At 35.3% G+C, this 26,922-nt stretch carries 30 protein-coding genes; 14 read left to right on the forward strand and 16 right to left on the reverse strand.

Annotated elements, in window-relative coordinates; translation table 11 throughout:
* The first annotated feature begins 30 nt into the window (after positions 1–30).
* The 8 genes from ACEN25_RS01960 to ACEN25_RS01995 all read left to right on the forward strand — a co-directional run bounded on the left by ACEN25_RS01960 (position 31) and on the right by ACEN25_RS01995 (position 6,572).
* The gene (locus ACEN25_RS01960) at positions 31–1,254 is read left to right on the forward strand and encodes an Nramp family divalent metal transporter (protein ID WP_441801403.1); all 1,224 of its coding nucleotides are present in this window, start codon (positions 31–33) and stop codon (positions 1,252–1,254) included.
* Positions 1,251–2,003, forward strand: a complete 753-nt coding sequence (gene pxpA, locus ACEN25_RS01965) for a 5-oxoprolinase subunit PxpA (RefSeq protein WP_441801404.1) — start codon at positions 1,251–1,253, stop codon at positions 2,001–2,003. The genes ACEN25_RS01960 and pxpA overlap by 4 nt, the downstream gene beginning before the upstream one ends.
* Positions 2,000–2,728, forward strand: a complete 729-nt coding sequence (pxpB, locus tag ACEN25_RS01970) for a 5-oxoprolinase subunit PxpB (RefSeq protein WP_441801405.1) — start codon at positions 2,000–2,002, stop codon at positions 2,726–2,728. Before pxpA ends, pxpB begins: the two co-directional genes overlap by 4 nt.
* The gene (locus tag ACEN25_RS01975; protein WP_441801406.1) at positions 2,721–3,575 is read left to right on the forward strand and encodes a biotin-dependent carboxyltransferase family protein; all 855 of its coding nucleotides are present in this window, start codon (positions 2,721–2,723) and stop codon (positions 3,573–3,575) included. The genes pxpB and ACEN25_RS01975 overlap by 8 nt, the downstream gene beginning before the upstream one ends.
* A 178-nt stretch (positions 3,576–3,753) precedes the next feature.
* Entirely contained in the window at positions 3,754–4,251 is a 498-nt protein-coding gene (locus ACEN25_RS01980) for a hypothetical protein (protein ID WP_441801407.1), read from the forward strand.
* Between the two features lie 12 nt (positions 4,252–4,263).
* The gene (locus tag ACEN25_RS01985; protein WP_441801408.1) at positions 4,264–4,929 is read left to right on the forward strand and encodes a hypothetical protein; all 666 of its coding nucleotides are present in this window, start codon (positions 4,264–4,266) and stop codon (positions 4,927–4,929) included.
* 140 nt (positions 4,930–5,069) lie between these two features.
* Entirely contained in the window at positions 5,070–5,864 is a 795-nt protein-coding gene (locus tag ACEN25_RS01990) for a sensor histidine kinase (protein ID WP_441801409.1), read from the forward strand.
* A 60-nt stretch (positions 5,865–5,924) separates the two neighbouring features.
* Positions 5,925–6,572, forward strand: coding sequence for a response regulator transcription factor (locus tag ACEN25_RS01995; RefSeq protein WP_441801410.1), 648 nt, complete (start codon positions 5,925–5,927; stop codon positions 6,570–6,572).
* Here the strand turns inward: ACEN25_RS01995 and ACEN25_RS02000 are convergent.
* From ACEN25_RS02000 to smpB, 5 genes are all read right to left on the reverse strand, one after another.
* Positions 6,569–7,999 carry an aldehyde dehydrogenase gene (locus tag ACEN25_RS02000; RefSeq protein WP_441801411.1) on the reverse strand — a complete coding sequence of 477 codons (1,431 nt, stop codon included), beginning with the start codon at positions 7,997–7,999 and terminating at the stop codon, positions 6,569–6,571. The two genes, ACEN25_RS01995 and ACEN25_RS02000, sit on opposite strands and share 4 nt — an antisense overlap.
* Positions 8,000–8,099: 100 nt before the next feature.
* A complete protein-coding gene (locus ACEN25_RS02005) occupies positions 8,100–8,615 on the reverse strand; it encodes a DinB family protein (protein WP_441801412.1) in 516 nt (171 codons plus the stop codon).
* 11 nt (positions 8,616–8,626) lie between these two features.
* Complete coding sequence (locus tag ACEN25_RS02010; RefSeq protein WP_441801413.1) at positions 8,627–9,013, reverse strand: hypothetical protein; 387 nt, start codon at positions 9,011–9,013, stop codon at positions 8,627–8,629.
* Between the two features lie 44 nt (positions 9,014–9,057).
* A complete protein-coding gene (locus tag ACEN25_RS02015) occupies positions 9,058–11,517 on the reverse strand; it encodes a DUF5686 and carboxypeptidase regulatory-like domain-containing protein (RefSeq protein WP_441801414.1) in 2,460 nt (819 codons plus the stop codon).
* 48 nt (positions 11,518–11,565) lie between these two features.
* On the reverse strand, positions 11,566–12,030 hold the full coding sequence (gene smpB / locus ACEN25_RS02020; RefSeq protein WP_441801415.1) for an SsrA-binding protein SmpB: 465 nt from the start codon (positions 12,028–12,030) through the stop codon (positions 11,566–11,568).
* 82 nt (positions 12,031–12,112) lie between these two features.
* On the opposite strand from smpB, the gene ACEN25_RS02025 reads away from it, so the two are divergent.
* Positions 12,113–12,865, forward strand: a complete 753-nt coding sequence (locus ACEN25_RS02025; protein ID WP_441801416.1) for a DUF6503 family protein — start codon at positions 12,113–12,115, stop codon at positions 12,863–12,865.
* Here ACEN25_RS02025 and ACEN25_RS02030 read toward each other — a convergent pair.
* On the reverse strand, positions 12,843–13,388 hold the full coding sequence (locus tag ACEN25_RS02030; protein ID WP_441801417.1) for a histidine phosphatase family protein: 546 nt from the start codon (positions 13,386–13,388) through the stop codon (positions 12,843–12,845). The genes ACEN25_RS02025 and ACEN25_RS02030 overlap by 23 nt on opposite strands.
* A 118-nt stretch (positions 13,389–13,506) precedes the next feature.
* Here ACEN25_RS02030 and ACEN25_RS02035 point away from each other — a divergent pair, with 118 nt between their 5' ends.
* Together ACEN25_RS02035 and ACEN25_RS02040 are read left to right on the forward strand one after the other, a co-directional pair.
* Positions 13,507–13,692, forward strand: coding sequence for a CsbD family protein (locus ACEN25_RS02035; protein ID WP_028375474.1), 186 nt, complete (start codon positions 13,507–13,509; stop codon positions 13,690–13,692).
* Between the two features lie 77 nt (positions 13,693–13,769).
* Positions 13,770–15,062, forward strand: coding sequence for an anthranilate synthase component I family protein (locus tag ACEN25_RS02040; RefSeq protein ID WP_441801418.1), 1,293 nt, complete (start codon positions 13,770–13,772; stop codon positions 15,060–15,062).
* Here ACEN25_RS02040 and ACEN25_RS02045 read toward each other — a convergent pair.
* A complete protein-coding gene (locus ACEN25_RS02045) occupies positions 15,059–15,694 on the reverse strand; it encodes a Crp/Fnr family transcriptional regulator (protein WP_028375472.1) in 636 nt (211 codons plus the stop codon). The two genes, ACEN25_RS02040 and ACEN25_RS02045, sit on opposite strands and share 4 nt — an antisense overlap.
* A 24-nt stretch (positions 15,695–15,718) precedes the next feature.
* Positions 15,719–17,473: a mechanosensitive ion channel family protein gene (locus ACEN25_RS02050; RefSeq protein ID WP_441801419.1), complete on the reverse strand. Its 1,755-nt coding sequence runs from the start codon at positions 17,471–17,473 to the stop codon at positions 15,719–15,721.
* 428 nt (positions 17,474–17,901) lie between these two features.
* Here ACEN25_RS02050 and ACEN25_RS02055 point away from each other — a divergent pair, with 428 nt between their 5' ends.
* The 3 genes from ACEN25_RS02055 to ACEN25_RS02065 all read left to right on the forward strand — a co-directional run bounded on the left by ACEN25_RS02055 (position 17,902) and on the right by ACEN25_RS02065 (position 20,856).
* Positions 17,902–19,440, forward strand: a complete 1,539-nt coding sequence (locus tag ACEN25_RS02055; RefSeq protein ID WP_441801420.1) for a glycogen synthase — start codon at positions 17,902–17,904, stop codon at positions 19,438–19,440.
* Positions 19,441–19,563: 123 nt separating this feature from the next.
* Positions 19,564–20,157, forward strand: coding sequence for a DUF4202 domain-containing protein (locus tag ACEN25_RS02060; protein ID WP_441801421.1), 594 nt, complete (start codon positions 19,564–19,566; stop codon positions 20,155–20,157).
* A gap of 93 nt (positions 20,158–20,250) precedes the next feature.
* Positions 20,251–20,856 carry a hypothetical protein gene (locus tag ACEN25_RS02065; protein WP_441801422.1) on the forward strand — a complete coding sequence of 202 codons (606 nt, stop codon included), beginning with the start codon at positions 20,251–20,253 and terminating at the stop codon, positions 20,854–20,856.
* A gap of 17 nt (positions 20,857–20,873) precedes the next feature.
* Here ACEN25_RS02065 and moaA read toward each other — a convergent pair whose 3' ends face one another.
* From moaA to ACEN25_RS02105, 8 genes are all read right to left on the reverse strand, one after another.
* Positions 20,874–21,881 carry a GTP 3',8-cyclase MoaA gene (gene moaA, locus ACEN25_RS02070; RefSeq protein WP_441801423.1) on the reverse strand — a complete coding sequence of 336 codons (1,008 nt, stop codon included), beginning with the start codon at positions 21,879–21,881 and terminating at the stop codon, positions 20,874–20,876.
* Positions 21,874–22,791 carry a bifunctional molybdenum cofactor biosynthesis protein MoaC/MoaB gene (moaCB, locus tag ACEN25_RS02075; RefSeq protein ID WP_441801424.1) on the reverse strand — a complete coding sequence of 306 codons (918 nt, stop codon included), beginning with the start codon at positions 22,789–22,791 and terminating at the stop codon, positions 21,874–21,876. Before moaCB ends, moaA begins: the two co-directional genes overlap by 8 nt.
* A gap of 66 nt (positions 22,792–22,857) precedes the next feature.
* On the reverse strand, positions 22,858–23,286 hold the full coding sequence (locus ACEN25_RS02080) for a molybdenum cofactor biosynthesis protein MoaE (protein WP_441801425.1): 429 nt from the start codon (positions 23,284–23,286) through the stop codon (positions 22,858–22,860).
* 7 nt (positions 23,287–23,293) lie between these two features.
* Positions 23,294–24,340, reverse strand: coding sequence for a ThiF family adenylyltransferase (locus tag ACEN25_RS02085; protein ID WP_441801426.1), 1,047 nt, complete (start codon positions 24,338–24,340; stop codon positions 23,294–23,296).
* 9 nt (positions 24,341–24,349) lie between these two features.
* A complete protein-coding gene (locus ACEN25_RS02090) occupies positions 24,350–24,589 on the reverse strand; it encodes a MoaD/ThiS family protein (RefSeq protein ID WP_441801427.1) in 240 nt (79 codons plus the stop codon).
* Complete coding sequence (locus ACEN25_RS02095; RefSeq protein WP_441801428.1) at positions 24,573–25,166, reverse strand: molybdenum cofactor guanylyltransferase; 594 nt, start codon at positions 25,164–25,166, stop codon at positions 24,573–24,575. The genes ACEN25_RS02090 and ACEN25_RS02095 overlap by 17 nt, the downstream gene beginning before the upstream one ends.
* A 14-nt stretch (positions 25,167–25,180) precedes the next feature.
* Positions 25,181–25,516: a winged helix-turn-helix domain-containing protein gene (locus tag ACEN25_RS02100; protein WP_441801429.1), complete on the reverse strand. Its 336-nt coding sequence runs from the start codon at positions 25,514–25,516 to the stop codon at positions 25,181–25,183.
* Positions 25,517–25,518: 2 nt separating this feature from the next.
* On the reverse strand, positions 25,519–26,694 hold the full coding sequence (locus ACEN25_RS02105; RefSeq protein ID WP_441801430.1) for a molybdopterin molybdotransferase MoeA: 1,176 nt from the start codon (positions 26,692–26,694) through the stop codon (positions 25,519–25,521).
* Between the last annotated feature and the right edge of the window lie 228 nt (positions 26,695–26,922).

Here is a 26,922-nt window from a genome sequence, read left to right on the forward strand (position 1 = left end):
ATTTTTATATTTAAAACTTACGATTCATTTATGCGAAATCCTTTTAAAAATATAGGACCCGGAGCCTTAATTGCCGCTGCCTTTATAGGTCCCGGTACGGTAACCGTTTGTACACTTGCCGGAGTGCAATTTGGGTTTACGTTATTGTGGGCGATGACGCTTTCTATTGTAGCAACCGTGATCTTGCAGGAAACCGCAGCGCGTATAGGTCTAGTTTCTCAAATGGGACTTTCTCAGGTATTACGTACACAATTACCAGACGGTATACTGCGTAAATTTATTTTAGGTCTCGTATTAGCAGCAATTGTATTAGGTAATGCAGCCTACGAAGGCGGTAATATAAGCGGCGGAGTTTTGGGTTTACAAGCTTTAGGAAAAAGCGGAGTATTTGTTTTAAAAGGAATTTCGGTAAACGGGTATAGTTTTTTAATAGGGGGTATTGCATTTATTTTATTGTATATAGGCAATTATAAAATGCTTGAAAAGGTATTTCTGATATTGGTAATTTTAATGAGCTTATCGTTTGTGATTACTGCAGTTTTAACTAAACCAGACGTTTTTGAATTACTAAAAAATAGTTTTGTTCCTTCATTTCCTGATGGAAGCATTTTAATGATCGTCGCTTTAGTAGGTACTACTGTTGTACCGTATAATTTATTTCTGCACGCCTCGCTGGTAAATCAAAAATGGAAAAGCAAGGCAGACCTTCCTGCAGCCAGAAGAGATACAATAGTAGCTGTAATTTTGGGAGGCTTGGTATCTATGTGCGTGATAATAGCAGCCAGTTCCTTAAGCGGTGAAAATGTAAACAGCGCCACAGGTCTTGCTCAAAGTCTAGAACCTCTTTACGGAAGTGCTGCCCGCTACTGTATTGGATTAGGACTCTTTGCTGCAGGAATCACTTCTGCAATCACTGCACCACTTGCAGCAGCATATGTTGCACAAGGGTGTTTAAACCTGGAAGAAGGGCTTAAATCGCGGTATTTTAGAATAACGTGGATGATTATTTTGATTCTTGGAGTCACTCTGGCCGCATTTGGTATTAAACCCATACAAATCATACAATTTGCACAAATCGCTAATGGTATCTTATTACCCGTAATTGCCGGTATTCTAATCTGGTTGGCAAATCGAAGTGAATTACTGGGATCTTACCGAAATTCAAAATTTAAAAATGCTGTAAGTCTTGTTATACTCTTAATTACTGTCATTTTAGGAACGCGTGCAATTTTAAGTGTCTTCGGAATTTTATGAAATTAGAAACTCATTTTATAGATATTAATTGCGATCTGGGTGAGGGCATAGGTAATGAGGCTGCGTTGATGCCTTATATAAGTTCGTGCAATCTTGCCTGTGGTGCACATGCGGGAGATGTAGAAACCATAAATCGCGTAGTTGCACTTGCAAAAAAGCATAAGGTTGGAGTAGGGGCGCATCCTTCTTTTCCTGATCGGGCTAATTTTGGGAGAACAATTATGCCAATATCTTTTGAAGAATTAGGCATTTCACTACGGAAACAAATAGATAAGGTTGCGATATCTTGCAAAGAACAGGACGTAGCATTGCATCATATCAAAACCCACGGCGCACTTTATAATTTATGTGCAAAAGATAAACGTTATGCTGAATTGGTAACAGATTTAATCGAAGAATTGTACCCTTCAATTCCGGTTTATGCACCTTTTAATTCTATGATTAGTCGCGTTGCAGAAGGAAGAATTAAAGTGATTTATGAAGCTTTTGCAGATCGTAATTATGAGCCCGATGGAAGTCTGGTTTCGAGGTTAAAAAATGATGCTATTATTACAGCAAAAATCGATGTTGTAGAACACGTTTTAAATATGGTTTTAAACCATAAAATAAGAACGTTTTCTGGAGAATTTATAAGCGCAAAGATTGATACTATTTGCGTACACGGTGATACGCCAAAAGCCGTAGAAATCGTAAAGCTTTTAAACGAAGAATTAAATAGGAATGCTATTAAAATACAAACCGTAATTTGAATTTAAAACCTAAAATAAACAGATTTGGAGAGCGTAGTATTTTGCTGCAATGGGATTTTAAAATAGCTCCTGAAAACTTGTTTTGGCTCCTGGGAGTAAAAGATTATTTGGTTGAAAACGTAATTAAATCAACGGTTTATATAAATAATACATATAACTCATTGTTAGTAACTTATGATAATTCAATAGAATATGTCTATGATGATTTAAAAGCGCTGCAGACTTTTAATTTTAGCAGCGTTGAGTCTAAAGTTTATAAAGGAAATTTATATAAAATACCGGTATGTTATGATCTCGAATTTGGCCTTGATCTGGAGGCTTTGTCAGCTCTAAAATCGCTAACAGTAAACGAAGTAATTCAGTTGCATACAGCACCTATTTATACACTCTATTTTATGGGATTTTTGCCCGGTTTTTTATACCTGGGCGGAATGGATAACCGACTCGCTACCTCGCGAAAAAATGAACCTCGAAAAGCGGTATTGAAAGGAGCTGTTGGTATAGCTGAAAATCAAACCGGAATATACCCTAATAGCAGCCCTGCAGGATGGCAAATTATAGGCAATTCACCCATTAATTTATTCGATACAAAAGCTGAAAAGCCAAGCATTTTTGAAGCTGGTGATCGCATTCAGTTTTATGCCATTTCAAAACCGGAATATCACCACATAAAAGATGCAATACGAAGTGGAAACTTTCAGTTAAAATGTGAGATCGATGAATGAAGTACGCGTAATCAAACCGGGATTTTACACGAGTATTCAAGATTTAGGTAGGCGAGGCTTTTCACATTATGGCGTTCCCGTAAGTGGAGTTATGGATAGTCTTTCTGCAGCTCGGGCAAATTTATTGCTCAATAATTCTAAAGATGCGGCAGTTTTAGAAATCACGATGACCGGTCCCGAACTTCACTTTAAAGAGGCAACACAGATTTGTATTTGTGGAGCAGAGTTTGAAGTTTATCTTGAAAATAAGCCTATTTCTAATGCTAAACCATATTATGTGTCAAAGAATGCAATATTAAGTTTTAAGGCTCTTAAAAAAGGCTTTAGAGCGTATTTAGCAGTATGGGGAGGCTTCAAGTCTAAGAAAGTATTAGGAAGTCGTAGCTTTTATGCTGGGATTACAAATACTTCACGTTTGCAAAAAGATGATTTATTGCTATTATCTGCAGCAACTTCAAAAGATAGTGCTGGTGCTCGTGTTGTAGTTGATAGCGAGCAGCTTTTTTCTAAGGAGATACCGGTTTATAAGGGACCGGAATTTGATTTACTTCCTCAAGCTCTACAAGAGCGTTTGCTAACCGAAGATTATACTTTGACTCCTGCCGGTAATAGAATGGCAATTCCATTTAAAGAGCGCCTACCAAATACCTTAAAAGGCATACTTACAGGTCCTGTTCTGCCTGGAACAATTCAACTAACTCCCGGAGGTAACCTTATAGCATTAATGCGAGATTGTCAGGTTACAGGAGGTTACCCCAGAGTCCTACAAATTCAGGAAATAGGTTTATGTAGACTTTCACAGAAAACTCCGGGAATGGGTGTGCGCTTTACGTTAACTTCAGAGTAGCAAAAAATTTTATTATTATTTTAAATTATACTTGTATAATATTTAAAATATTTCTATCACAAGCTAATTTTGCTATAAAGCCCTCATTTTAAGGGGGAATTTCCCCCTATTTACTTTCTTTTTATTTATGTGAGCTTTTAAAGACATACTTTAGAAGTAGGTATTAAAATTATAAATAATGAGAAAGCAGCTATTTAAAATAGGTTTACCAATTACATTTTTATTAGCAATGTATTCAAGTTGCTCAGATAATTCCATGAGTATAGTAAAACCGCCTAGCGGGGTAATTTCAATTGAAGAGGCAAAACTGCTTGATAAAACCTATACCGAAACGCGACAGCGTGTGCTTGAAAATGCTTTAGGGATGGAAGAAAGCAGATCGAGCTGGTGGTCTATAGAAGATATAGAAGCCTATATCGCTTATGCAAAATCTCAGGCTAATGAGAAAGGTATGACAGTACAGGGTTTGCGTATATATCAGGGTGCATATCCTAGTAATTATGGTGATAGAAATCGAGCAGGTTTAGGCACGCTATTTATAGTTCCCACAGGAACGAGTTCGGCAAAAGAAGGAACAATTTTAATAAATCTGGTACCTATACAAGGTGGAGATGATTTAGAAATTGCTCCTCTCAATATGGGCCACGCAAGAACTCCACCGGCATCAAATTACTAAACTAGAATTTGTATGGATGAGTTGGGCTCTTATTCGCAATACCTAGAACTTATAGCTGTAGCTATAGGTATTGTGAAGTACAAAGAATTTAAAAATTTTCAGTTTAAGTATATCTTGTATTTTTTAATTTATGTGGTTTTAAATGAATTTGTAGCAGGCATATCTTATGAGTTCTTTAAAATACCTAATATTCTTTTGTATAATATTTATGTGCTCATACACTTCGCATTTTTCTTAGGTTGGTATCATTATTTATTGATTTCTAAACGCAGGAGGCAAATTGTAAAAGTATTTTTTATCGTTTATGTATTTTTTTGGATCGTTGATGTATCTGTTCTCGAGGGATTGGTTTTAATAAATGCGACTTATTCTTTTGCCTTAGGAACCTTTTTATTAATCATTACCGTGGCATTTTATTTTATAGAATTGCTAAATCGTGAAGTAGTGCTGCATATAACCTTATCGCCTTATTTCTGGGTATCATTCGGTATTCTGGTGTACTGCATTACGTATTTACCATTTTACATCGCACTATTATTTTTGTCTAAGGAAAATCCTATAATACTTAGTGTTATGTTATTTTTAATTAATTGTATACAGTATTGTTGTTTTTCTATCGCTTTTATACGTGCAGACCGAAATGCTATAGAGCATCCAATATCTAAAGAAGGCCATTAAAATATATTGAGACCACCTAAGTTTAGGTTTATTGAATTTTTACTTCAAAAGTCTCATTTGAAGTTGTTTATTTATTTTTACTGGCTTTTTTATTTCTAAATTTATTTCATTTTACGATTGAGTCACTTAATGTAAATCTAATGCAAGTTTTTGAGCAAGAGCAATTTCGCGAGTCCTTTGAAGTACTTATAATTGTGTGCTCTGCCGTATTACTTACACTGTTTATTCTTGTAATTATCCTATTTACATTATTTCAAAAACGAAAAATTAAACTCATTACAGAACGTAATAAAGCCGAATTACAATATCTCGAAGAAGTTGCTCGTACCCAGCTTGAAATTCAAGAAATGACACTTAAAAATGTTAGTTGGGAACTTCACGATAATATAGGACAATTACTATCTGTAGCGAACCTTGAGCTTAATGTATTACTCAAAAAACAGGAGCCAGAAGAGACAGCAATCGTTTCAGAAATACAAAGTTTGGTCGCAAAATCATTACAAGAGATTCGGGAACTTTCACGTAGTCTCAATAAAGAAGTAATTAACCAATTGGGTATTATTAAAAGCACCGAAAACGAACTTACACGCCTTGAAAAATTAGGTATTCTTAAAACCAGCCTCGAAGTTACTGGTGAATGCTGGGATTTACCGCAAGACGATAATTTAATTCTTTTTAGAATTATACAGGAGTTTACAACTAATGTTATTAAACATGCTAAGGCAGACAGTCTAAAATTTATATTTAAATATTTACCGAGTGAGTTACACGTGCAGGCATCAGATAACGGGGTAGGTTTTGATTTGGCAGAAGGGCACACCAGTTCGGGATTAATAAATATGAAAAGCAGAGCAGCTTTACTAAACGCACATTTTGATTTATTTTCAGAAAAAGGAAGTGGTACGATTCTCAATATCAGGTACCTAAAAAAATAATATTCATTTTATTTGCTTAATTTTAAAATTGAAAATTTAACCTATCATATTCCTAAAATTATGAATAACTGTATAGTGGGAGTTGTAGATGACCATATACTTTTTGCCCAATCGCTTCAGGGGTTGATAAATAGTTTTGAAGGTTTTAGCGTTTCTTTTATGGCGCGTAATGGTAATGACCTCATTAATAAACTCGATACGGCAACACAAGATCCAGATATCATATTACTTGATATTAATATGCCGGTAATGAATGGATTTGAAACAATAAATTGGCTTAATGAACATAAACCGAATATCAAGACCATCGCTTTATCTATGGATGATGATGAGGAAACCATCATAAAAATGTTAAAGGCTGGGAGTAAAGGTTATTTGTTAAAAGACATACACCCAGATACGTTGAATCATGCATTAACTGAAGTGGCTAAAAAGGGGCATTATTATACAGATAATGTGACCACAGCGCTCTTAAAAGGATATTCTAACAAGCAAAACGATGATGATCACATTAATTTCTCTGAACGCGAATTGGAGTTTATGATTTTGGCTTGCTCTGATAAAACCTATAAAGAAATCGCGAGTGATATGTGTTTAAGTCCCAAAACCATTGATAATTATCGAGATACTTTATTTAAAAAATTAGAAGTGCGCAGTAGAATAGGGCTTGTCTTATATGCTCTAAAAAACAAAATTGTTAATAATTAAATCCAGTTATTTAATTTCTTGATCCATTTTGTTTTGCCCAAATACGGCGCATACCGAAAGGGTATATCTAACCAGGTACCCCGGGTTACTATAGATTTTTTATGTGAAAAAGTTTCAAATGATCGATATCCGTGATAAGCACCTATACCGCTTTTGCCCACGCCTCCAAAGGGTAATCTGTCGTTTGTAAATTGTATGACTACATCATTTACAGCACCACCTCCAAAAGAGTATGATGTTAAAATATGATTTAGTAATTGATTGTTTTTTGAAAAAATGTAGAGTGCCAGCGGCTTTTCAAATTTTTCAATCCAATCATTAAGCTCTGAAATATTAGAATACCCTATTACAGGCAGCACAGGTCCAAAAATCTCATCTTGCATCGCATTAGGCAGGTCCTGAAGATCTTGATTACTTATTTTTTTACTAAAATCTAAGACGGTAGGCGCAATAAACAAATCTGTTTTATCAACATAGCCACCATGTACAATACAGTCTTTATCTATCAGTTTTTCGAGACGCTCAAAATTAGATTTATTTATTATACGTGGAAAATCTGGAGATTCCTGTGCGTTTTGTCCGTAGGCACGTATGATTTCATCTTTGAGATAGGTTAGAAATTCAGCTTTTACCGTTTCATTTACGAGTAGATAATCTGGAGCTATACACGTTTGACCAGCATTTACAAATTTTCCCCAAACGATACGCTTTGCAGCCAATTTTAAGGGAGTAGTATTATCTACAATACACGGATTTTTACCGCCCAATTCTAAAGTTACAGGAGTGAGGTATTTTGCAGCAGCTTCATACACAATTTGACCCACTTTAGGACTTCCGGTAAAAAAGATATAGTCCCATCTTAGACTCAAAAGTTTTTGAGATTGCTCAACACCACCTTGTACTACAGCCACATATTTGGACTCGAAAACTTCAGAAATTAGTTGAGCTACCAGTTTTGACGTGTTCGGAGTAAGTTCGCTAGGCTTTAAGGTAACCGTATTCCCAGCCGCTACAGCAGCTATTAATGGTGCCATAATAAGTTGAAATGGATAATTCCACGGAGCGATTATGAGTGTATTTCCATAAGGGTCAAAAATAATTTTAGAACGAGATGGAAAGTTTACAATACTTGAGCGAACACGTTTTGGCTTTGTCCAGGTATTGAGCTTATCTAGTGCACGTTTAACTTCACGCAACACTAAAATATATTCGGTTATCTGACTTTCAAATAAAGGCTTCTTAAAGTCTGCATAGAGCGCATCGCAAATTTCAACTTCATATTTTAATAAAATCTCCTTAAGCAATTGCAGTTTCCCACGCCGGGTAGCTATAGAAAGAGTAGACTTAGTCTTATAAAAAAGTTGCTGTGCTTTATGAATTTCTTCAATTTGCTCAACTGAGGTAGGGAACTCGGTTTTAGATATCAAGAATTACGATTTAACAGGGTTATTTAACTGAAAATACGAAATTCTTTATGAATTGGTTTTATTTTATTAAAAGAGAATAATGAGTATAAAACAATGCTACTTACTTTAAAGTTTTTAAAATACTTGTTGTTACCAATAATTGGCCTAAATGCCTTTGGCTGTGTTCTGCAGCGTGAAAAAGAAGACCTAACACTGTTGATGGAAGTTCTTTGCGGCCTACACTTCGCTTTTGAAGTAAATCAACCTCTTTTAATGTACTAAAGTATAAGAATGCCTCATCTAACTTATTAGAATATGCAGCTTTAAGTTGGGATATGGTAACATTGTAATTTTGAATTCCTTCCTGTTTTAAATAGTCAAATTGTACTTGAGATAACTTTTGTGCTTTTGAATAGGTTATCATACGGTCTAAAACACCGGTAATGTGTTGCAAATGAAATCCTACACTTGCTCTACCCACCGGATTTTCCCAGAGGTGTATATCTTCAAAATCTGTTAACCAATAGTCGAGATCTTCCTCAGTTTGTTTTAAAGCATGTGCTGCCGGTTGTAAATAAGGCGGAATATTTTTTAAAGGCCCTCGCAGCCAAACTTCAGGTTGCTGTAGTTTTTTCATTACACACTTATTTAGCAGCCGCATTCCCCATAAATAGAAGAGGTAAATACCGCACCGTCTGGTGCTAATACTGTAAGTACTCCTTCTCTATGGTACAATTCCTGATCTAACTGAATCTCCTGTTCAATGTCAATTTTAATTTGATAATTTTTAGGATCTTTATTTTTAGGGTCTACGGCTATTAGATTTCCATTTACATTAATCATCCCGGGTTCTTCACCATATTTATCAATATAAATAAATTTTTGTGCAGAAAAATCTTCTTCGCTCATTGCATAATAGCAACTACAGCCTATAATTTGAGAAGGAAAACCTTCTATTTTTGAGAGTTTTAATTTTTTGTCTGCTGTGCAACTCAGAACGCCTAGCGATATGCAAAATAATAAAAAGAAGCGCATAAATTTAACGGTTTTACAGAATCTAAATTACAAAGAAATCTGTTCTAAAAACTGAGACCAAAAACAAAAGCTCCTTTTTGATTAGGACCACTAAAAGAGCGCACATAATCAACACGCAGAAACTTTAATTTTCCGAAGCCAAGGTTATCAACACCTATATTAAACTCAGTATAAGGTTTATTTTCTTGTGTTAATAAGGAATGTACACCGGTAACTAGATTGAGATTTAAGGCTCTTATTCCGGGAATTTTTCCTAGAATAAAGCCTTTAAAATTGTGTTCTACATGCGCTTCAAAGAAACTTTCTTTAGTGCTATAATCGTAGTAGGGTAGATTATTAAAACCAGTAAGACGCAGATTTCTAAAATTAACAAAGGTTTGATTTCCATTAAAATGCTGATAGTCTACAAAACTGATGTTGTCTCCATTCAAAAAAGTTCCTCCTGTAAAGCCATATCCAAAGTTTCCTTTATTACCCAAAGTAAGTTCCTGACGCAGTTCTGCATTAAGTTCTGTAAAATTGTAATTAGCATCACTAGCTGCAAAGGTTTGTTCGGCAGTTACATAAAGTGTTGGATATTTAGAATCATCAACTTTAAACTTTCCGTCAGGATAGCTCATATATTTCTGATCAAAATTAATCATTGCCTGTACATTTACTTTTCCCAGATTGTGAGTTTGTATTGCTGCAGTATTAAAATCCTGAGGGTTTAAAGGATTGTTAGAAGTGTAAGCAAAATCTCTATTAAATAGCGTTTGATCTGTGGTATTAAATAGCGGCATTCGTTTCTCATAACCCGCCTGTGCAGTTAGCTGAAACCCATTAAATAGTTCTTGCGAGAACGTCGCTCGCGCAAAATTTAATTCATAGTATTTAGCAAAGTTTTTTTTCCATACGAGAGTTGCCAAGCTGTTTATTATACCAGAAATAGGTTCTTCAGAATTAAATTGCTGCATTTTAGAGCCTCCTTCCAGAATGACTGTTGTATTTTTTATACGGTCAAATCGTTTTGCAATTCTTCCTGTAAAACGTAAACGCTCATCGTCAATCCCATAATTTGCTTTTAAGCTCAGTGTTGTTGCCTGTATATAATCTTCGGTCCATTTAGAATAACTTACTCCTGCCGTTGCATTGAAGCCTTGAACTGTATTATAGGAGATCGTAGGTAAAATTGCATCATAGCTTAAGCGCCACTTATCATAGGTATTTTGATAACTGTATCCCATAAGTACGTCTGTAAATTTAAATGTATTACGTGCATTATCTACTGAATCTTTATAGGGTTTAGAGTCCCGAATTTCTTGTAAACTGTCTTTTCTAATATAATCTGTACGTTCTTCAATAGTAAGCGGAATTGGGCGTATTTGCTGCCAAAACAAACTGTCTTTTTTATTAGCTTCGGGTTTAAAACTTAATACTTCATTTGAAAAACTCTTACGATCAAATTGAGGTTTAAAATCATAATTGCTATACACTGCAGAAAACCTTCCATTACCACCAAAACCAAATAGCTTAAAGCTAAAGTCGATACTTTGAGAAATTTTAACCCAAAGTTTTTGTGTAGCATTGTATTTAAAACTGTGTTTAAATACTAATGAATCTACAAAAGGTACTTGTATCGCAGCACCACTTGTATTTAAATCTGCGCCATAAAGCTGCCAGTCGTCTTCAACAATATATAGTATACCACTAAAAACACGATCATTTTTACGTTTAGGTGTTACCTGTATTTTATTGATGAGTTTATCACCTTCTTTAAACGTACCCACTAATTTATAAGTGTAGTAATTGAAGGCATTATCTGCAATAGGCGAAACAACTTGCGCCTGTATTTCTAAGGTATTATTATAGAATGAAAAATCTGCTTCCTGCGCACTGTTAAAGCTAAATCCATTGCTGTCACCACTAACCTTACTTGCTGTAATAATTTCGTTAAAATCATTAGGTTCCTGATAGGCAATTTTAGAAATCGTCTCACTTAGATATACAATACCGGTTCGAGTAGAATCAAGACCTCCACCTAAATCTCCCAGTTCCTGCCCAAAAAACTTTTCAGGAGCGTTTTCTACACGCCATAAGCCACGAGAATAAAAATCTGCGGTATATGCTTTTTGTTTAGATAAAGTTTGTGGTTTTTCCTTAAGAACTTCTCGTATAATTCGGTCTGCGGGATTTATTTTAGAATCTAAAACCACCTCGTCTAGTGATGTTGTTTCTTCTTCTAAAACAGCATTTAATGTAAATGGAAACTCGGTAATTGTAACTTCTACATTCTTTGTAGTATAACCTAAAAACTGAAAAGTTACCGTATAGGTACCGGTCTTATTAAAATTAAGACTATACAGGCCGTCACCATTTGTAGTCGTGCCGGTTGCTGCATTTTTTAAATAGATATTTACATAGGGTAATGGCTCATTTTGCGCATTAGTAACCGAGCCTGTAATCTGACTCTGTACCTGGATGCAAACCAATACGATAACAGTGAAGAGTATTTTTTTTAGCATGTGGTATAATTTAATTTAAAAGACTTAAATTATTTTCTACCTGTTGCACTAATTATTAAATGCCTTCTTAATTTGTCCTAAACTTTTTTTAGAATCCCGGTCTTTAATAACCTCTCGTTTGTCGTATAATTTTTTACCTTTTGCCAGCGCGATCTGCATTTTTGCCAGTCCTCTCTCATTAATAAATAATCTAAGAGGTACAATAGTTAGACCGCTGTTTTTGACTTCCTTTAAAAGCTTATTGAGTTCTCTACGATTAAGTAATAGCTTGCGACTACTCTTAGGCTGATGGTTAAAATAGGTAGCGTGTGAATATTCTTGAATGGTCATATTTATCACAAAAAGCTCATTACCCTCAAACTCACAAAAACTTTCTGCAATAGATGCTTTTCCTTCGCGTATAGATTTAATTTCGGTACCCGCCAGTTTAATACCGGCTATATATTTATCAAGAATCTCATATTCAAAACGAGCCTTCTTATTTTTAATATTAATTGTATTTTCTTGTTTCATAAGATTGCAAAAGTACTAATTTATCAAATGGACTGCTATTGCCTGTAATTACTTTAATTTTGCAGTTCCTAAATGCTAGATAATGAAAAAAATAGTGCTACTTACATTCCTTTTAATTTGTTTAACAGGATGTAAGAAAGAAATCAAAATTCTCGACTCACAAGCCATTATAGCTCAAGCCATAGCACGTGCTGGCGGTTCAACTATAGATACATCAACAATCACATTTACCTTTAGAGATAAATTTTATCAAGCATCACGTAATTACGGAAATTTCAGTCTGGAACGTTGTTCTGACAAGCCTTGTAAAGATACTTTAGATCAATTAACAAACTCAGATTTTAAACGATTTGTAAAGGGTAAAATCATCAATCTGGAAGATTCTTTGATAAGTAATCTTGCAGGAGGTGTAAACTCGGTACATTATTTTTCGGTGTTGCCGTATGGTTTAAATGCGGAAGCAGTAAAATCTAAAAGGATTGGAGAAGCTACTATTAAAGGAAAAACCTATTATAAGATTGAAGTGCAATTTGCTGAAGAAGGTGGGGGTGAAGATTTTGAAGACAATTATATGTACTGGATCGATACCGAAGATTTTACAGTAGATTATTTAGCATACAATTACCACGTAAATGAAGGCGGTACGCGTTTTAGAGAAGCCTATAATGTTAGAGAGGTAAATGGTGTTCGCTTTGTTGATTATAACAATTATGAGCCTTTAGAGCAGTTTCCACCTTTGCAAAGTCTTGATAGTCTTTTTGAAAATGGCAAACTTAAGTTGTTATCTAAAATTGAATTAGAAAATATTAAAGTTACTGCTTGCTCCAGCTGTTAAAATCTTTTAATTCGGCTTCTGCAACACCATCTTTTACCCGTACAATGTAAAGATTTCCGAAAGTAGAATCATCTATTTCATTGTATTTTTGCTCCCCTAGAACAGCATTAACAAAGGCAGGTATGGTATTACTATGTCCCACTACCAATACATTTTTGCCCACATGATTATCTTTAAAGTTAACATAGAAATCTTCAGAAGGTTCGTAAATTTTAATTTCTAGTTTATTCTGTTTTGCAGTGGGCAGCGCTGTACTGCGCGTTCGCTTAAAATTTGTACTGTAAACGGCGTCAAAATCAACATCTTTTAATTGTTTTGCCCAGAATTTAGCACGAGCCTTACCGTTGGCGTTTAGTGGCGGGTTATCTCCTACATTTGGACCACGTACTTTATCTGCGTGTCTCACAAAATAGTAAGTAGCATCAGTAACACGTGGGGCATCTGCACTTGCCAGAGTTTTAGATTTGTTATTACACGCACTAAAAATGATTAATATAAATAGGGAAAATAGAAGTTTCTGCATTGTTATAAATTTTAAGTAAAATTAACGCTTGCCTTTTAAAGATTAGCGTTTTGTTGGGGTAAATAGTTTATTCTTAGCAGTAATTTTAAATATTACTAATAATCAAAAATCCAAAATTATGAATAATGATCAGATAGAAGGAAAGTGGAAACAAGTTAAAGGTAAATTTAAAGAGGAATATGGTGATCTTACAGATGACGATACCACTCACGCAGAAGGTAAATTTGACCAAATGCTTGGAAAACTTCAAGAAAAAACCGGAAAAACCAAAGAAGAGATTAAAGACTGGATCGATAAACAATAGTTTATCTCTAAATTTATTGAAAACCGTCGATTTTATTGACGGTTTTTTTATGTGCTAAACTGTAATTTTACAAATCTATGCGCATCATAAAATCAAAATCAATTCCAGATAAAACAAATCTCCTAAAGCATTTGTTAGATTGGGCAAAGCCAGATTCTACGAGTTGTTTGCTAACCTCTAATGGGCATACAGATCCTTATGGAAAGTTTGATATTTTGTTAGGTGTAGGTGCCAAAACATCAATTCATATAAAATCAAACCATGCATTTTCTGAACTTTCTAAGTACAGAGCTCAAGTACAGGACTGGTTACTGGGTTTTATGACCTATGATTTAAAAAATGAAGTTGAAAATCTTCAGTCTGCAAACCTTGATGGGTTAGATTTTCCTGATTTGTATTTCTTTCAGCCTTTAAAACTGATACGCATTATAGGTAATACTATAGAATTTTTATACCTCCCTGAAATAGCAGCAGATATTGAGAAGGATTTTGAGTTGATATTTAATTCTTCCGAAGAAAAAATAGTAGTTGAAAACTATACTACACCTAAGGTAAAGGTTCGTTTTAATAAAGATGCGTATTGCGATCAGGTAGATAAAATGCTCGATCACATTCACCGCGGCGATATTTATGAGGCTAATTTTTGCCAGGAATTTTATGCGGAATCTAAAATTGATCCTTTAAAGAGTTTTCTACATTTAAATGAGATTTCAAAAGCTCCGTTTGCAGCATTTTTAAAAATAGGTCCTAAATATGCGCTGTGTTCTTCTCCAGAACGGTATTTGTGTAAGCGGAATACAAAATTGATTAGTCAGCCTATAAAAGGCACAGCCCGCAGAAGCAATAATACTATTGAAGATTTAAAACTTGCCCGGGAACTTGCTCAGGATCCTAAAGAACGCTCAGAAAATATCATGATTACAGACCTCGTGCGTAATGATCTTTCTAAGCTGGCGCTAAAAGGAAGTGTGCAAGTAGAAGAACTATGCAAGGTGTATTCTTTTAAACAGGTACACCAGATGATTTCTACGATTACAGCTAGTGTTGAACCCGATACAGACCCTATATCCTGTATCAAAAATACATATCCTATGGGAAGTATGACTGGGGCGCCAAAGCTTTCAGCAATGCAGATTATTGAAGATTTAGAAAATTCTAAACGCGGTTTGTATAGCGGCTCAATAGGTTATTTTGAACCTAACGGTGATTTTGATTTTAATGTTGTTATACGCAGTTTATTGTATGATGCAGAAAAACCCTATGTGTCTTTTACGGTAGGGAGCGCTATAACAGCTCAGGCGATCCCAGAAAAAGAATATGAAGAATGTTTACTTAAAGCAAAAGCTATGCGAGAAACACTTGAAGCTTAAATTAAATTGAGTAATTCTATTTTATTACGTAAAATCTTAATACGACCTTCTAATTCTAGCTTTTTAAGCAATCTTGAAATAACAACACGAGAGGTATGCATCTCATAGGCAATTTCCTGATGCGTACTTTGAAGTTCGTTGCTTTGAGTAAGTTTTTGCTTATCTCTCAAATACTTGAGCAAACGCTCATCCATACGCATAAAAGCAATGCTATCTAGCGTATCAAGCATTTCCTGTAGTCTATTTTGATAGCTGTCAAAAATAAAATTTCTCCAGGATTTATAGGTTGAGCTCCATTCTTCCATTTTTTGTATGGGAATCATAATGAGAACGGTATCGAGCTCTGCGATGGCACGTATTTCACTTTTACGTTGACCCCGATTAAAAGATAAGGTAAGTGCACAGGTATCTCCTTTTTCTAAAAAATAGAGTAGGAGTTCATTACCTTCAGAATCTTCACGTAATATTTTAATAGCTCCGGAAATAAGTAAGGGCATAGCCGTTATATACTGGCCAATTTCCATAAGTTTATCACCTTCCTTTACTTCTTTTAGAATACCTATTTCTGAAATTTCTTTTAGTAATTCCGCTTCAAAAAGGTGACCGTAGTTTAAGTTTAACAATTCGTTCATAATTCAAAATTAAACTTTAACTACTCAAACAGGTTGATCATTATTTAGATTATTTTGAATATGAATTCGAGATTTAGATAAATGCTGACCGCTATCTACTGTACTTATGTAAGCAATTAATTTTTCCCGAAGTGTACAGTGTAAATCCCAGGTAGAGGAAGCATCTTTGGCACTACATAAAGCGCGTACCTGCATCGTTTTCTCACTCATGTCTACTACCTGTACAACCGGCGAATGATTTTTGTCCCAATTTTCTTCTTGTTCCAGTAATTCGCTAAACTTTTGGCGTATTAAATTAACATCAGTTTGATAATCTACGTGTAAAGTTATGGGTCTTATTTGATGAGCACTGGTCATAGACCAGTTTTCAAAGGTTTTAGATATAATTTCTTTTAAGGGTACGATTAAACGTCGCTCATCCCAGGTGCGTACTACCATATAGGTAAACCGTATATCTTCAACATATCCCCAGTCATCATCAATAATTACGGTGTCTCCTATACGTGCAGGTCTGGTTAAAGCGATTTGAATACCTGCGATAATATTACCCAAAGTACTTTGAGCGGCAACACCCAGAACCACAGTAGCGAGACCGGCAGAGGCTATTAAAGATATTCCTAACTTCTCTAATGATCTAAACTGAGATAGGATTACTGAAAAACCTACTATGATGACTATAAATGTTATAACCCGTCTTGCAACAGAGATATATGTTAACATCATGCGAGCCTCATTATTTTCTTCGGGATTGGTGTCTCCTATTTTTGTTTCGGCAACATAGACCATAAATGAATCTATAAATCGCATAATAAACCACGTAATTGTACCTATAACTGCAATTAATAAGATTGCATAAAGTGTACTTGCAAATGTTCCGCCAAAGGAAATAAGTTTATTCAAAGAGATGTAAAAAAACAATACGCCTATTGCCCAACCCGCAGGGGTTGCTAGCCGTTTTGCTATCGTGTTTACCCAGATTTTATCAGATTTTTTGAATATTTTTCTAAAGAGGTATAAACTGAGTTTTCCTAAAAGATAACTGATAAGGATAAGGAGAAGGGTCCCGATAAATTTCCAAATAGGCATATTTAAAAACTGAATACGTGCCCAATCTGGCATCATTCTATCGAGTTCACGGGGCCCGTAAACCTCATATAGACTATCAATATTTTCTACGGTATTTGCTGAAATAAGCCAAAATGCTCCATAATCTTTGTATTTAATACGTTGCATTCTTAAGACAATATCCCTACCGTCAAGATCTATTTCACCAAAAACGACGCTGCGCATAGGTTTGCCTGCAATTGCCTGATTTGTGCTTGTACTCATGTCAATTTGACCATCTGGCCGGTCTGACAAGCCGCTCCAATCAATTTTTATACGTTGATTTAAAACGAAAAATAATTTTTCTGCAAGGGTAGCGGCCTGTTCTTGAGTAATATCATCAGGCAAGAGATTAAAGTTTAAGGCATAGCTGGCATTTTTAAAATCACCACTACGCGCATTATAGACAAAATGCTCTAAGGTAGCTTGTGGAGATTGAAAATTAAACTCATTTGGTGGCAAGCCGGTAGAGGTATTAAGTCTGCTTAATATGTAGTAAGCTTCGTTATATTCCCGAATTGCATTCGGCATAAAATCGCCGTCTTCTGGAACTGAAGAGTTACTTTCGGGTAAAGAATCGCCTGCCTTACTGGTTGTTAAATCCTGGCAATATACTTGAGTTAAAGTTAATAGAATTACCAGGCTAAAAATGGTGGAGAAGTGGTTAAATCGCATAATTTGAAAAATACGCTCAATAGTTAAGTTTCATTATTATAAAAGCGTTAAATCTGTCCTTAGCAGTTTAATTTTAAGAACTTTTATGAATTTTAAGTGACTCGGAGTTTATTAAACTAACACATCAGATTTATTGAATTATCAATTGTAAATCAAATAATTATATATTATTAAAAATTAAAGGTTCTCTATTATTTGATGCTGAGTTAATGTAGGGTTAATATGAAAAGCAATATTTTTAAATCCCAGTATTAAGCAAATTATGTGTTTAATATCTATCATAAATTTAATTCGGTTTTAAATATTATTTAAGACAATACTATAAATGAAATAGTAATTTGGTTATTTAAAAAGTGAGGTTGTACAGCCTTAGAGTTCACGATATAAAAAGGTTTGATTTAATGATCTCAAACCATTGTTAATTAGAGATGAAAAATTTTTTATTTGTTTCCGCAGAAAATGATGCAATTGCTCATTGTAAAGCAGGGGGAATGGCAGATGTGGTTCGAGATGTGCCAAGACAATTAGCAGCAAATGGTGATCACATTCACGTGATAGTACCCGCTTACAACAGGTTGCATTTAGGGGGAACTTTTATAAGTGATCTAAAAATAAATATACGAGGAGAGGATTCTGTTGCTTATTTATATGAAGTACAGCCTAAAAAACATTTTGAAGGTATTTCGCATTATGTAATTCACCATCCTGAAATTATTGAAGGTAATATTGCTCATATTTATAATGATGATCCTACTGAGCCTTTTTTTACTGATGCTGTAAAGTACTTTATTTTTAATACAGCTGTTGCTCAAGCTATTAAACAAAATTTATTTGATCATGTAGATGTAGTGCATTTACACGATTGGCACACAGCACTTTTGTTGTTTCATAAACAATTTAATCCTGAATACCAGATATTAAGAGAAAGTTGGTTTGTGTATAGTATACACAATCTGAGCTTACAGGGTATCAGACCTTTAAATAATAACTTTGCTTCCGTAAACAATTTTTTCCCCCAATTGGGATATGATTATGAGATGGTCAAAGACGATCGTTATGAAGATTGTATTAATCTAATGGCTTTGGGAATTCGATTAGCAGATCGCGTGCACACCGTGAGTCCGTCATACAAATTAGATATTCTTAAACCCAGTCATAAACCGGAATTTATAGGAGGCGAAAGCTTAGAAGGAGACCTCAATAAAGCCAATGATGCCGGGCGTCTTTTTGGTATTCTTAACGGGGTTAATTACAAAAATATTCGGGTTGCAGAGAAGGGTAATTTATATCCTAATGTATTAAGACAATTGTTTAAATGGATTCAGGAAGAATCTAAAAAATACAAATCAGATATACTCGCCTACACCGGTGAGAAAGTGGTGTGTTTGCTTGAAAACCCACCCAGTTTTGTTGCTTCTAGTGTAGCTCGAATGACCGAGCAGAAATTCTATTTCTTTAAACGAAATCCGCAGGCGCTCAAAGCTATATTACAGAAACTGGAAGCGCGAAATGGTATTTTTATATTACTAGGTACCGGCGAGCCTGAGTACGAGGCGCTAATGCGGGATATTAGCTATGAGCATCCTAATTTTATTTTTATTAACGGCCAGTCTGAAGATATAATAGACTCTATTTATCTGGAGTCAGATTTATATTTTATGCCCAGTTTATTTGAGCCTTGCGGTATTAGTCAAATGCTTGCAATGCGCAATGGGGTATTGTGCCTGGTACACCATACCGGTGGCCTTATAGATACAGTAAAGGCTGGTGTAAATGGTTTTGCTTTTGATGGAACTACCGTTGATGATAAAATTGAAAATATGGTACTTGCATTTGACACTACCTTAGACACTTTTTTCAACGATAAATCAAAATGGAAAAAAATGAGTAAAAAGGCAAAAGCAGCTCGTTTTTCCTGGGAAAATGCTGTGAAAGAGTATTACAAGTATCTCTATACTTACTCTTAACCTTGCAAAACTTATGTTTTAGTACCAAAATTAGATGTCTAAACAGTGTTAATAGTTTATATTAGATTTTAAGAAGAATATTTTTGAAATTCTATAAACAGCCTAGTAACCAATTTCTAAATTTTGGATAAAAAAATAAAGACTCCTTTTAATAAAGTTATCGCAGCTATAGATGCGCTAAATGCACAGGATCCAAATTACGTAATCGTAGATGGAGAGCAATTTCCAAAAGAACTATTGTATTCTCAGCGTATGACGAGACAGTTAGAACGTTTTGAAAACGAAGCTTCTCAAGAACTTAAAATCGCTGCACGTGCACAACATATTTGCAGATGGAAAAGCCCTCGTGAAGATTACCCAATGAATCGTGTAGGCTATTTAAAATGGCGTGAAGACTTAAAAAAAATGCACGCCGAACTCACGGGAACAATTTTAAAAGAATTTCATTACACCGAAACCTTTATAGATCGTGTTCAGTTTTTAATTAAGAAAAAGCTTATTAAAAAAGATTCAGAATCTCAAACGCTGGAAGATGTGATTTGCCTTGTGTTTTTAGAGTTTTATTTTGAAGATTTTGCAGCAAAGCACGAAGAGGAAAAAGTGATAGATATTGTTCAAAAAACCTGGGCTAAGATGTCTGATAAAGGGCACGATGCCGCTTTGACACTTCCTCTTAGCGATACTTCGTTAGAACTTATTAATAAAGCGCTGGCATAAAAATGTTTTAGTTTATAGGGTTGTTTACTTTATTAAAGAAAATAGTTATTTTAGGGGCTTCAAACCGGCTTTCTGAAGCCTTAATTCTCAAGAATGGTAATTTACGGCTGGAAGAATGTCTTCTTAAAATCTATTAAATCAAATAAGGTTATATGTCCTAATTGTTCAGAAAAAGCAACCACACTTTTTAGTGTGTCAAGTCAGCACGCACACGTTTTCTGGATTCCATTATTTCCGTATCGAAAACCCATTTACTCCCTTTGCGAAAATTGCAATCACGCATTGAAGTTTAGAAAAATGCCTGAAGAATTTAAACAGGAGGGAAGGTTGCTTAAAACTGAAGTAAAAGCGCCTATTTGGCAATATAGTGGTTTAGGACTTATCGCTATTTTAATTAGTTGGTTAATCTATTCAGGACAAGAAAATAAGCGTCTTAATTTAGATTACATAACTACTCCACAAGCCGGCGATATCTACGAGTTTAAAACACAATCCAATTTTTATTCTACATTAATGCTGACAGAAATCACTAAAGACTCTGTCATTTTTAGACTGAATGATTATGAAACTCAAAAGATAAGCGGAATACGCGACATTGAAAAAACCGAGAATTACTCCCTTGATGAATACAGCCTATCCCGTGAGGAGATTAAGCGCATGTATGATCAGGGAGAAATAATTGATGTTAACAGGGAGTAAAATACCTGCTACTTATTTTACCCGCCAATAGCAATCATACTGCGGTTGTTGTTATGTAAATCGGGATTGGTAAGTTGGTCAAAATCGCTCATACCAGCGCGTACTGCTTTTTTCTTATTTAAAGCAGCATCAATTAAATCTTCAAGATTTGCACCAGAACGATATCCGGTTAACAGATTTGTTTCCTCATTTGAGAATAGACAATTTTTGAGTTTTCCGTCTGCGGTAAGTCGTACCCGGTTGCAACTGTCGCAAAAGGGGTTTGTAACCGAACTGATGATTCCGAAACTTCCTTTAAATCCTTCAATTCTAAAATTACGCGCTGTAAAATTCGTTTCATTTAGTAGGGGTTTTAACGCTTCAACTCCAAAATGATCAGTAACCCGGTTTAAAATTTCAGCCTGACTTACGAGTTTATTTTTATTCCACTCATTGCCGTCAAAAGGCATAAACTCGATAAAACGTACATTAATATTTTGATCTTTAGTGAGATTTATGAAGTCTGATATTTCATCTTCATTAAAACCTTTCATCAAAACCGCATTAATTTTTACATTAAAGCCTTCAGCGATGAGTTGGTTGATATTATCAAACGCCAGTTTAAACTGATCTCTGCGGGTGATAAACTTAAATTTTTCGGCATCAAGACTGTCTAGACTTACATTAATATCGTGTAAGCCAGACCTTTTGAAATCATCAATAAAACGGTGGGTGAGCAGCGCATTTGTAGTGATGGAGAGCTTAACGGGAAGTTTAGCAAGTTTCTCTAGAATTAAGCTAAAATCTTTACGTACCAGAGGTTCGCCGCCGGTTAACCGTATTTTATCTACGCCATTCTTAACAAATATGGTGGCAATAGCATCAATCTCATCTGCGGTCATTAAATGCGCTCTGGGACTAAGCGCGATTCCGTCGTGAGGCATACAGTAGGTACACCTTAAATTGCATTTTTCACTGAGTGAAATACGCAAATAGTTGTGTTTGCGCTGGTGAGAATCGGTTAATATGTTTGTGACTTTAGTCATTAGCATTGTGTTGAGCGCCTCTTAATATTTTAAAAACGTGTAGTAAATGCGGAAAAACAGCATCTACAGACTCTTTAGCGCCATTTGTAGAACCTGGTAAGGCAAGTATTAGGCAATTGCCTAATGTACCGGCTAAGCTGCGCGAAAGCATTGCGTACGGCATTCGATCCTGACCATAATTGCGTATGGCTTCTTCAACCCCAGGGATGCGACGTTCTAGAATGGGTTCTAGCGCTTCGGGAGTCACATCGCGCATACTGAGTCCGGTTCCTCCGGTATAAATTAAAAGATTTACAGTATCAGACAATTCAAAAGCCTTACTGCGTATAGTTTCCAGATCGTCTGGTATAATCTCGTAACCCTGAATTTGAACATCAAATCCCTGAAGTTTTTCTATAATAGCTTTACCCGCCAGATCTTCTTTTTTTCCTTCGGAAATAGAATCAGAGCATACGATGATATGCGCACTCAATCTCGACGGATTCTGATCTTTAAAACTGCTTTTACCGCCTTTTTTGTTGACTAATTTTACGTTGTTAATCTCAATACCTTTGTCTATAGGTTTAAGCATATCGTACATGGTCAATGCAATCACCGAAGCTCCATGCATCGCCTCAACTTCAACGCCGGTTTTGTAAACCGTTTTTACGGTAATTGCTATATGAACTGAAAGACCATCTATCGTGTACTCTACAGCAGTATATTCGATAGGTAACGGGTGACAATCTGGTATTGTGGTATGTGTGTTTTTTACAGCAAATAGGCCTGCTGTTTTTGCCATTTCAAAAACGTTTCCTTTGGGTACGGTGTTTTTTTGCAATGCCTCAATAGTTTCGGACTTACTCACGGTAACCGTCGCCTGAGCTGTTGCTGTACGTAAGGTTGTTATTTTATGTGTTATATCTACCATATTTAGTATAGGTATTACTTGTATTTATTTAAGACTGAAACCGCCTAACTTAGATTTAAAACTCAATTAACTATTCACTTTCCACTGATGGCTGTCATCTTCAAAAATCTCTTTTCCAAAAATAGGAGTGCGGTCTTTTACCTGATTAACAATCCATTCTGTAGCGGCGTAAACTTCTTTTCTGCGCTTAGCCGAAACAAATACAAAAAAGCAAACTTCGCCAACTTTAATCGTGCCCAAACTGTGGTAAATATGCATACATATTAAATCGAATTTCTCAAAAGCCTCTTCGCGTATTTCATTTAATTTCTCATTAGCTAACTCCTCATAGCAGGTATATTCAATAGCTGTGACCACTTTAGAATCAACTTCATCTGCACGTACCTGACCTAAAAATATATTGTGAGCACCTATGCTTGTTTTGCTTTGATGTTTTGCGATAGCGGTTCCTATAAATTCGCTGCTTATGGGGCCTTCTATAAATACTTTTTTCATTGATTTTTTATTTAGAAACTACGATTTGTTCGATTTTTTTTAAATCCTCAGCTCCTTCCTCGATTGCGCAACTATTTAAAAAACCCAGATTTTTTAATAGTTCTGCCGCAAGTTGAGCACGTTTGCCACTTTGACAAAACAGATAGTAAGTACCTGTCTTATCAAGTTCATCAGATTGTTCTTCTAATTCAGAAAGTGGTATTTCTTTTAAATTCTGAATGTCTAATCTGGGTTGTTCATTCCATTCACGAACGTCTATAAACACGCCGCTTTTAAGCATTTCCCTGTTGAAGGATTCTGTTTTGATTTTAGGTTTTAGATGTGTTTCTTGGTAAAATGTATGCGTTATCACTATGGTTTCATTTTTTTTAAACTGAAACTTTTGCTGACTTGCGGTAAGCGTATTGTTAATAAGTAATTCTCCAGAAAGTACATCACCAATTTCTAAAATCATTTTAATCACTTCCTGCGCCTGCAGCATACCTATAACACCTACGCTGGTTCCTAAAACACCAGCTTCTGCACAACTAGGTACTTCAGTAGCTTTAGGAAACAAACAGCGATAGGTAGGTCCGTTTTTATAATTAAATACAGAAACCTGACCTTCAAAGCGGTGAATACTACCATACACGAAAGGCTTACCAGTTAATACAGCAGCGTCATTAATCAAATACCTAACGTCAATACGGTCTGTAGCATCAACAATTATATCGTAATTCTTAAATAATGAAACTGCATTTGAACCTTTTAAATATTCAGGATAACTATTGATTTGAGCATCGGGTTGCTGCTTATTTAAAAAATCTTGAGTAGCATCTACTTTAAATTTCCCTACAGCATCTGGCGTATATAAAATTTGCCGGTGCAGATTACTTTCTTCAATACGATCACCATCAACAATGCCTAGAGTTCCAATGCCGGAAGCTGTTAGGTAGGGCAGAAGTGCACAGCCCAAACCACCGGCTCCTATTACAAGAACGCGGGCATTTGCCAGTCTTTGCTGACCACTTTCTCCTATTTGAGGTAAAATTATTTGACGTTGATATCTGCTCATAAGTATCAATTAACCTCCTGCAAAAGGAGGGAGTAAAGCGACTACATCACCTTCATTTAGGCTAACGGCTTCATCAGCATCAATTAATTTTTGATTAACTGCTAATTGAAACGGGATATGGCTAATTGCGTGGGTTTCTTTTAAATGTTTTAAAAGCTGCGCCGAATCTTTAAATGAGGTAGTTTGGGTTTCCTCATGAGCGCCTATAACGTCAACAAGTTGGCCAAAATATTTAAGCGTTATTTCCATAATATTTTAAACTGTTTTCGAGTTCTGCCAAAGCTTCGGGTGTATTAATATTTACAAGTGACCGTGCATTTGCAATGGCGATTTGTTTATAATTATGATCTTTTATAAAATCAGTGAGTTTCAGTCTATTTTTTAGTAAAGCATGTTCTATATCTGGTAATAGTGTTCTAGAATAAATTCCTATTAAAGGGTGCCATCTACCTTCTGCAGATGCAAACGTTATCTCATAATTTGTAAAATCGCTGCTTAAAATAGTTTTTAAAGTTTCCAAAGAAAGTAGCGGAATATCACAACTCAGAATTAAAATTTGAGCAGCATTGGTGTCTTTTAGTGCTGCATAAATCCCTCCTAAAGGACCCTTTTCTTTATAGATATCGGGCAGCGTAGGAATATCTAAATAGGTATATGAAGGATTTTCTGTTACTAGAAAAATAGATAATTTTATTTTTTGTAATGTATTGATTATATGTTCGATAAAAGTCTTGTCTTGAAGTTCTACTAAACCTTTTTCAGATAACATTCGACTGCTTTTTCCACCACAAAGAATGTATGCCGGTATGTGGTTGAGTGACTTCATAAACTAAGTTTTGACTATGATTGATTTAACGCCTTAAATTGATCATTTAAAAAATGCTCACAAGCAGTGTTTAAAGTTTCAAATTGCTCAATCATTTGTTTTCCGTAGGTAGTCAATGTGGTTCCTCCACCGTCTTTACCTCCAGTATTTGTAATTACTAGTGGCTGTCTAGAATTTGCATTCATAGTATTTATAAGCTTCCAGGCTTTTTTATACGACATATTTATTTCTTTAGCAGCAGCACTTATTGAATGTGTTTCTGCTACTTTTTTAAGTAATTCAACACGCCCATAACCTAGAAAGACTTCACCTTCCTGTTCGATCCAAATTCGACTTTTAATAGCTCTCATAATTAAGAATTAAGATCTAAATACGTCACAGCATCACCGGCATTTAACTGTTCTGTATCTTCCGGAATCAGTAAGAGTGCATTACTCAGTGCATACGTGTTTAACATTGAGCTTGCCTGCCCTGTAAAGGGAGTAATCGTATTACCATTAACTCCTGCTTTTAGAAAGAGAGTTTTACCATGAATATTTGTTATGGTTTCACTCAATATTGCCGAACGCTTATTTAATAACGGATTTATACTACCCATTCTTGATCTTAAATGCGGAAGCACATAAGCATAAAAACAGGTTAAACTTGAGGCCGGATTGCCCGGCAACCCAAAAACTGATTTATCGTCTTTTATACCAAACCACAAAGGTTTTCCGGGTTTTTGATTCACTTTATAAAAGTGTTCCTCAATTCCATTATCCTGAAATGCCTGCTGTACAAAATCAAAATCACCGACAGATATACCGCCAGAAACGATTAAAACATCTGAATTTTCTAACGCCTCATGTACAGCTTTAGAAGTTGCATCCAGTGTATCTTCGGCATTTAATAATTGAATATTTAAAATACCCAGACGCTTTAAGGCATTCTGCAACATAATGCCATTACTTTCATAAATATGATTGGGTTTTAGGGGTGTACCGCGCTCTTGCAGTTCGTTACCTGTGGTTATGATGCAAACCTTCGGTTTAGCATACACTTTAACTTCAGTTAAACCTAAACCTGCCATAAAACCAATAGAGGCTTCATTTATCTGATGCCCCCGATCTAAAACTTGAGTTCCTGCCGTTAATTGCTCGCCAATAGGACGAACGTTTGCTTTAGGTAGGGGTAGCTTTTCAATAATTAAAGTATCACCTTCTCGGGTTGTGTGCTCTTGAATAACAACCGTATCTGCAGTGTCAGGAACCGGAGCACCCGTAAAAATACGTACAGCTTCTCCAGGTTTTAAATGTGGTGTGGATAAATCTCCTGCTTGTATTTGACCGGTTACTTTTAAGCGGGTTTCATTAGTATGTGTAAACGCATAACCGTCCATCGCAGATTGTCTAAAAGATGGAAGCGATAAGGGTGAAACGCAGTCTGTGGCTAAATAATACCCTAAACTATCTTCTAATTTTAGAGTTATAACCGGCAGTTTTTCTGCATTTTTTAAAACAAATTCTTGAGCCTCTAAAACCGATATCATAAGTTAAGCGTTATGTCCTAGCGAATATAACGATAGTTGCGTGTTTTCTCTGGTACAATGGGTGAGGTTTAACAGCATTTTGACGTTTATACAGTAGATATTGATCAGTCTCAAAAAAATTAAAGGTTCTGATACAAACTCATTATAGATCTTTTCATTTTAATCTTTAATTGTGGAAATATCTCTTCTGTTTTTAGTTTTTTCTTAATACTTCGGGCTTCAAATATT

The sequence above is a fragment of the Leeuwenhoekiella sp. W20_SRS_FM14 genome, assembly GCF_052119605.1.
GTDB lineage: Bacteria > Bacteroidota > Bacteroidia > Flavobacteriales > Flavobacteriaceae > Leeuwenhoekiella.

Bases quoted from the DNA above. Each gene is read 5' to 3' on its own strand.
- ACEN25_RS01960 (WP_441801403.1), top strand. From the start codon at position 31: ATGCGAAATCCTTTTAAAAATATAGGACCCGGAGCCTTAATTGCCGCT.
- pxpA (WP_441801404.1), top strand. From the start codon at position 1,251: ATGAAATTAGAAACTCATTTTATAGATATTAATTGCGATCTGGGTGAG.
- ACEN25_RS01975 (WP_441801406.1), top strand. From the start codon at position 2,721: ATGAATGAAGTACGCGTAATCAAACCGGGATTTTACACGAGTATTCAA.
- ACEN25_RS01980 (WP_441801407.1), top strand. From the start codon at position 3,754: ATGAGAAAGCAGCTATTTAAAATAGGTTTACCAATTACATTTTTATTA.
- ACEN25_RS01985 (WP_441801408.1), top strand. From the start codon at position 4,264: ATGGATGAGTTGGGCTCTTATTCGCAATACCTAGAACTTATAGCTGTA.
- ACEN25_RS01990 (WP_441801409.1), top strand. From the start codon at position 5,070: ATGCAAGTTTTTGAGCAAGAGCAATTTCGCGAGTCCTTTGAAGTACTT.
- ACEN25_RS01995 (WP_441801410.1), top strand. From the start codon at position 5,925: ATGAATAACTGTATAGTGGGAGTTGTAGATGACCATATACTTTTTGCC.
- ACEN25_RS02005 (WP_441801412.1), bottom strand. From the start codon at position 8,615: ATGAAAAAACTACAGCAACCTGAAGTTTGGCTGCGAGGGCCTTTAAAA.
- ACEN25_RS02010 (WP_441801413.1), bottom strand. From the start codon at position 9,013: ATGCGCTTCTTTTTATTATTTTGCATATCGCTAGGCGTTCTGAGTTGC.
- ACEN25_RS02015 (WP_441801414.1), bottom strand. From the start codon at position 11,517: ATGCTAAAAAAAATACTCTTCACTGTTATCGTATTGGTTTGCATCCAG.
- smpB (WP_441801415.1), bottom strand. From the start codon at position 12,030: ATGAAACAAGAAAATACAATTAATATTAAAAATAAGAAGGCTCGTTTT.
- ACEN25_RS02025 (WP_441801416.1), top strand. From the start codon at position 12,113: ATGAAAAAAATAGTGCTACTTACATTCCTTTTAATTTGTTTAACAGGA.
- ACEN25_RS02030 (WP_441801417.1), bottom strand. From the start codon at position 13,388: ATGCAGAAACTTCTATTTTCCCTATTTATATTAATCATTTTTAGTGCG.
- ACEN25_RS02035 (WP_028375474.1), top strand. From the start codon at position 13,507: ATGAATAATGATCAGATAGAAGGAAAGTGGAAACAAGTTAAAGGTAAA.
- ACEN25_RS02040 (WP_441801418.1), top strand. From the start codon at position 13,770: ATGCGCATCATAAAATCAAAATCAATTCCAGATAAAACAAATCTCCTA.
- ACEN25_RS02045 (WP_028375472.1), bottom strand. From the start codon at position 15,694: ATGAACGAATTGTTAAACTTAAACTACGGTCACCTTTTTGAAGCGGAA.
- ACEN25_RS02050 (WP_441801419.1), bottom strand. From the start codon at position 17,473: ATGCGATTTAACCACTTCTCCACCATTTTTAGCCTGGTAATTCTATTA.
- ACEN25_RS02055 (WP_441801420.1), top strand. From the start codon at position 17,902: ATGAAAAATTTTTTATTTGTTTCCGCAGAAAATGATGCAATTGCTCAT.
- ACEN25_RS02065 (WP_441801422.1), top strand. From the start codon at position 20,251: ATGGTAATTTACGGCTGGAAGAATGTCTTCTTAAAATCTATTAAATCA.
- moaA (WP_441801423.1), bottom strand. From the start codon at position 21,881: ATGACTAAAGTCACAAACATATTAACCGATTCTCACCAGCGCAAACAC.
- moaCB (WP_441801424.1), bottom strand. From the start codon at position 22,791: ATGGTAGATATAACACATAAAATAACAACCTTACGTACAGCAACAGCT.
- ACEN25_RS02080 (WP_441801425.1), bottom strand. From the start codon at position 23,286: ATGAAAAAAGTATTTATAGAAGGCCCCATAAGCAGCGAATTTATAGGA.
- ACEN25_RS02085 (WP_441801426.1), bottom strand. From the start codon at position 24,340: ATGAGCAGATATCAACGTCAAATAATTTTACCTCAAATAGGAGAAAGT.
- ACEN25_RS02090 (WP_441801427.1), bottom strand. From the start codon at position 24,589: ATGGAAATAACGCTTAAATATTTTGGCCAACTTGTTGACGTTATAGGC.
- ACEN25_RS02095 (WP_441801428.1), bottom strand. From the start codon at position 25,166: ATGAAGTCACTCAACCACATACCGGCATACATTCTTTGTGGTGGAAAA.
- ACEN25_RS02100 (WP_441801429.1), bottom strand. From the start codon at position 25,516: ATGAGAGCTATTAAAAGTCGAATTTGGATCGAACAGGAAGGTGAAGTC.
- ACEN25_RS02105 (WP_441801430.1), bottom strand. From the start codon at position 26,694: ATGATATCGGTTTTAGAGGCTCAAGAATTTGTTTTAAAAAATGCAGAA.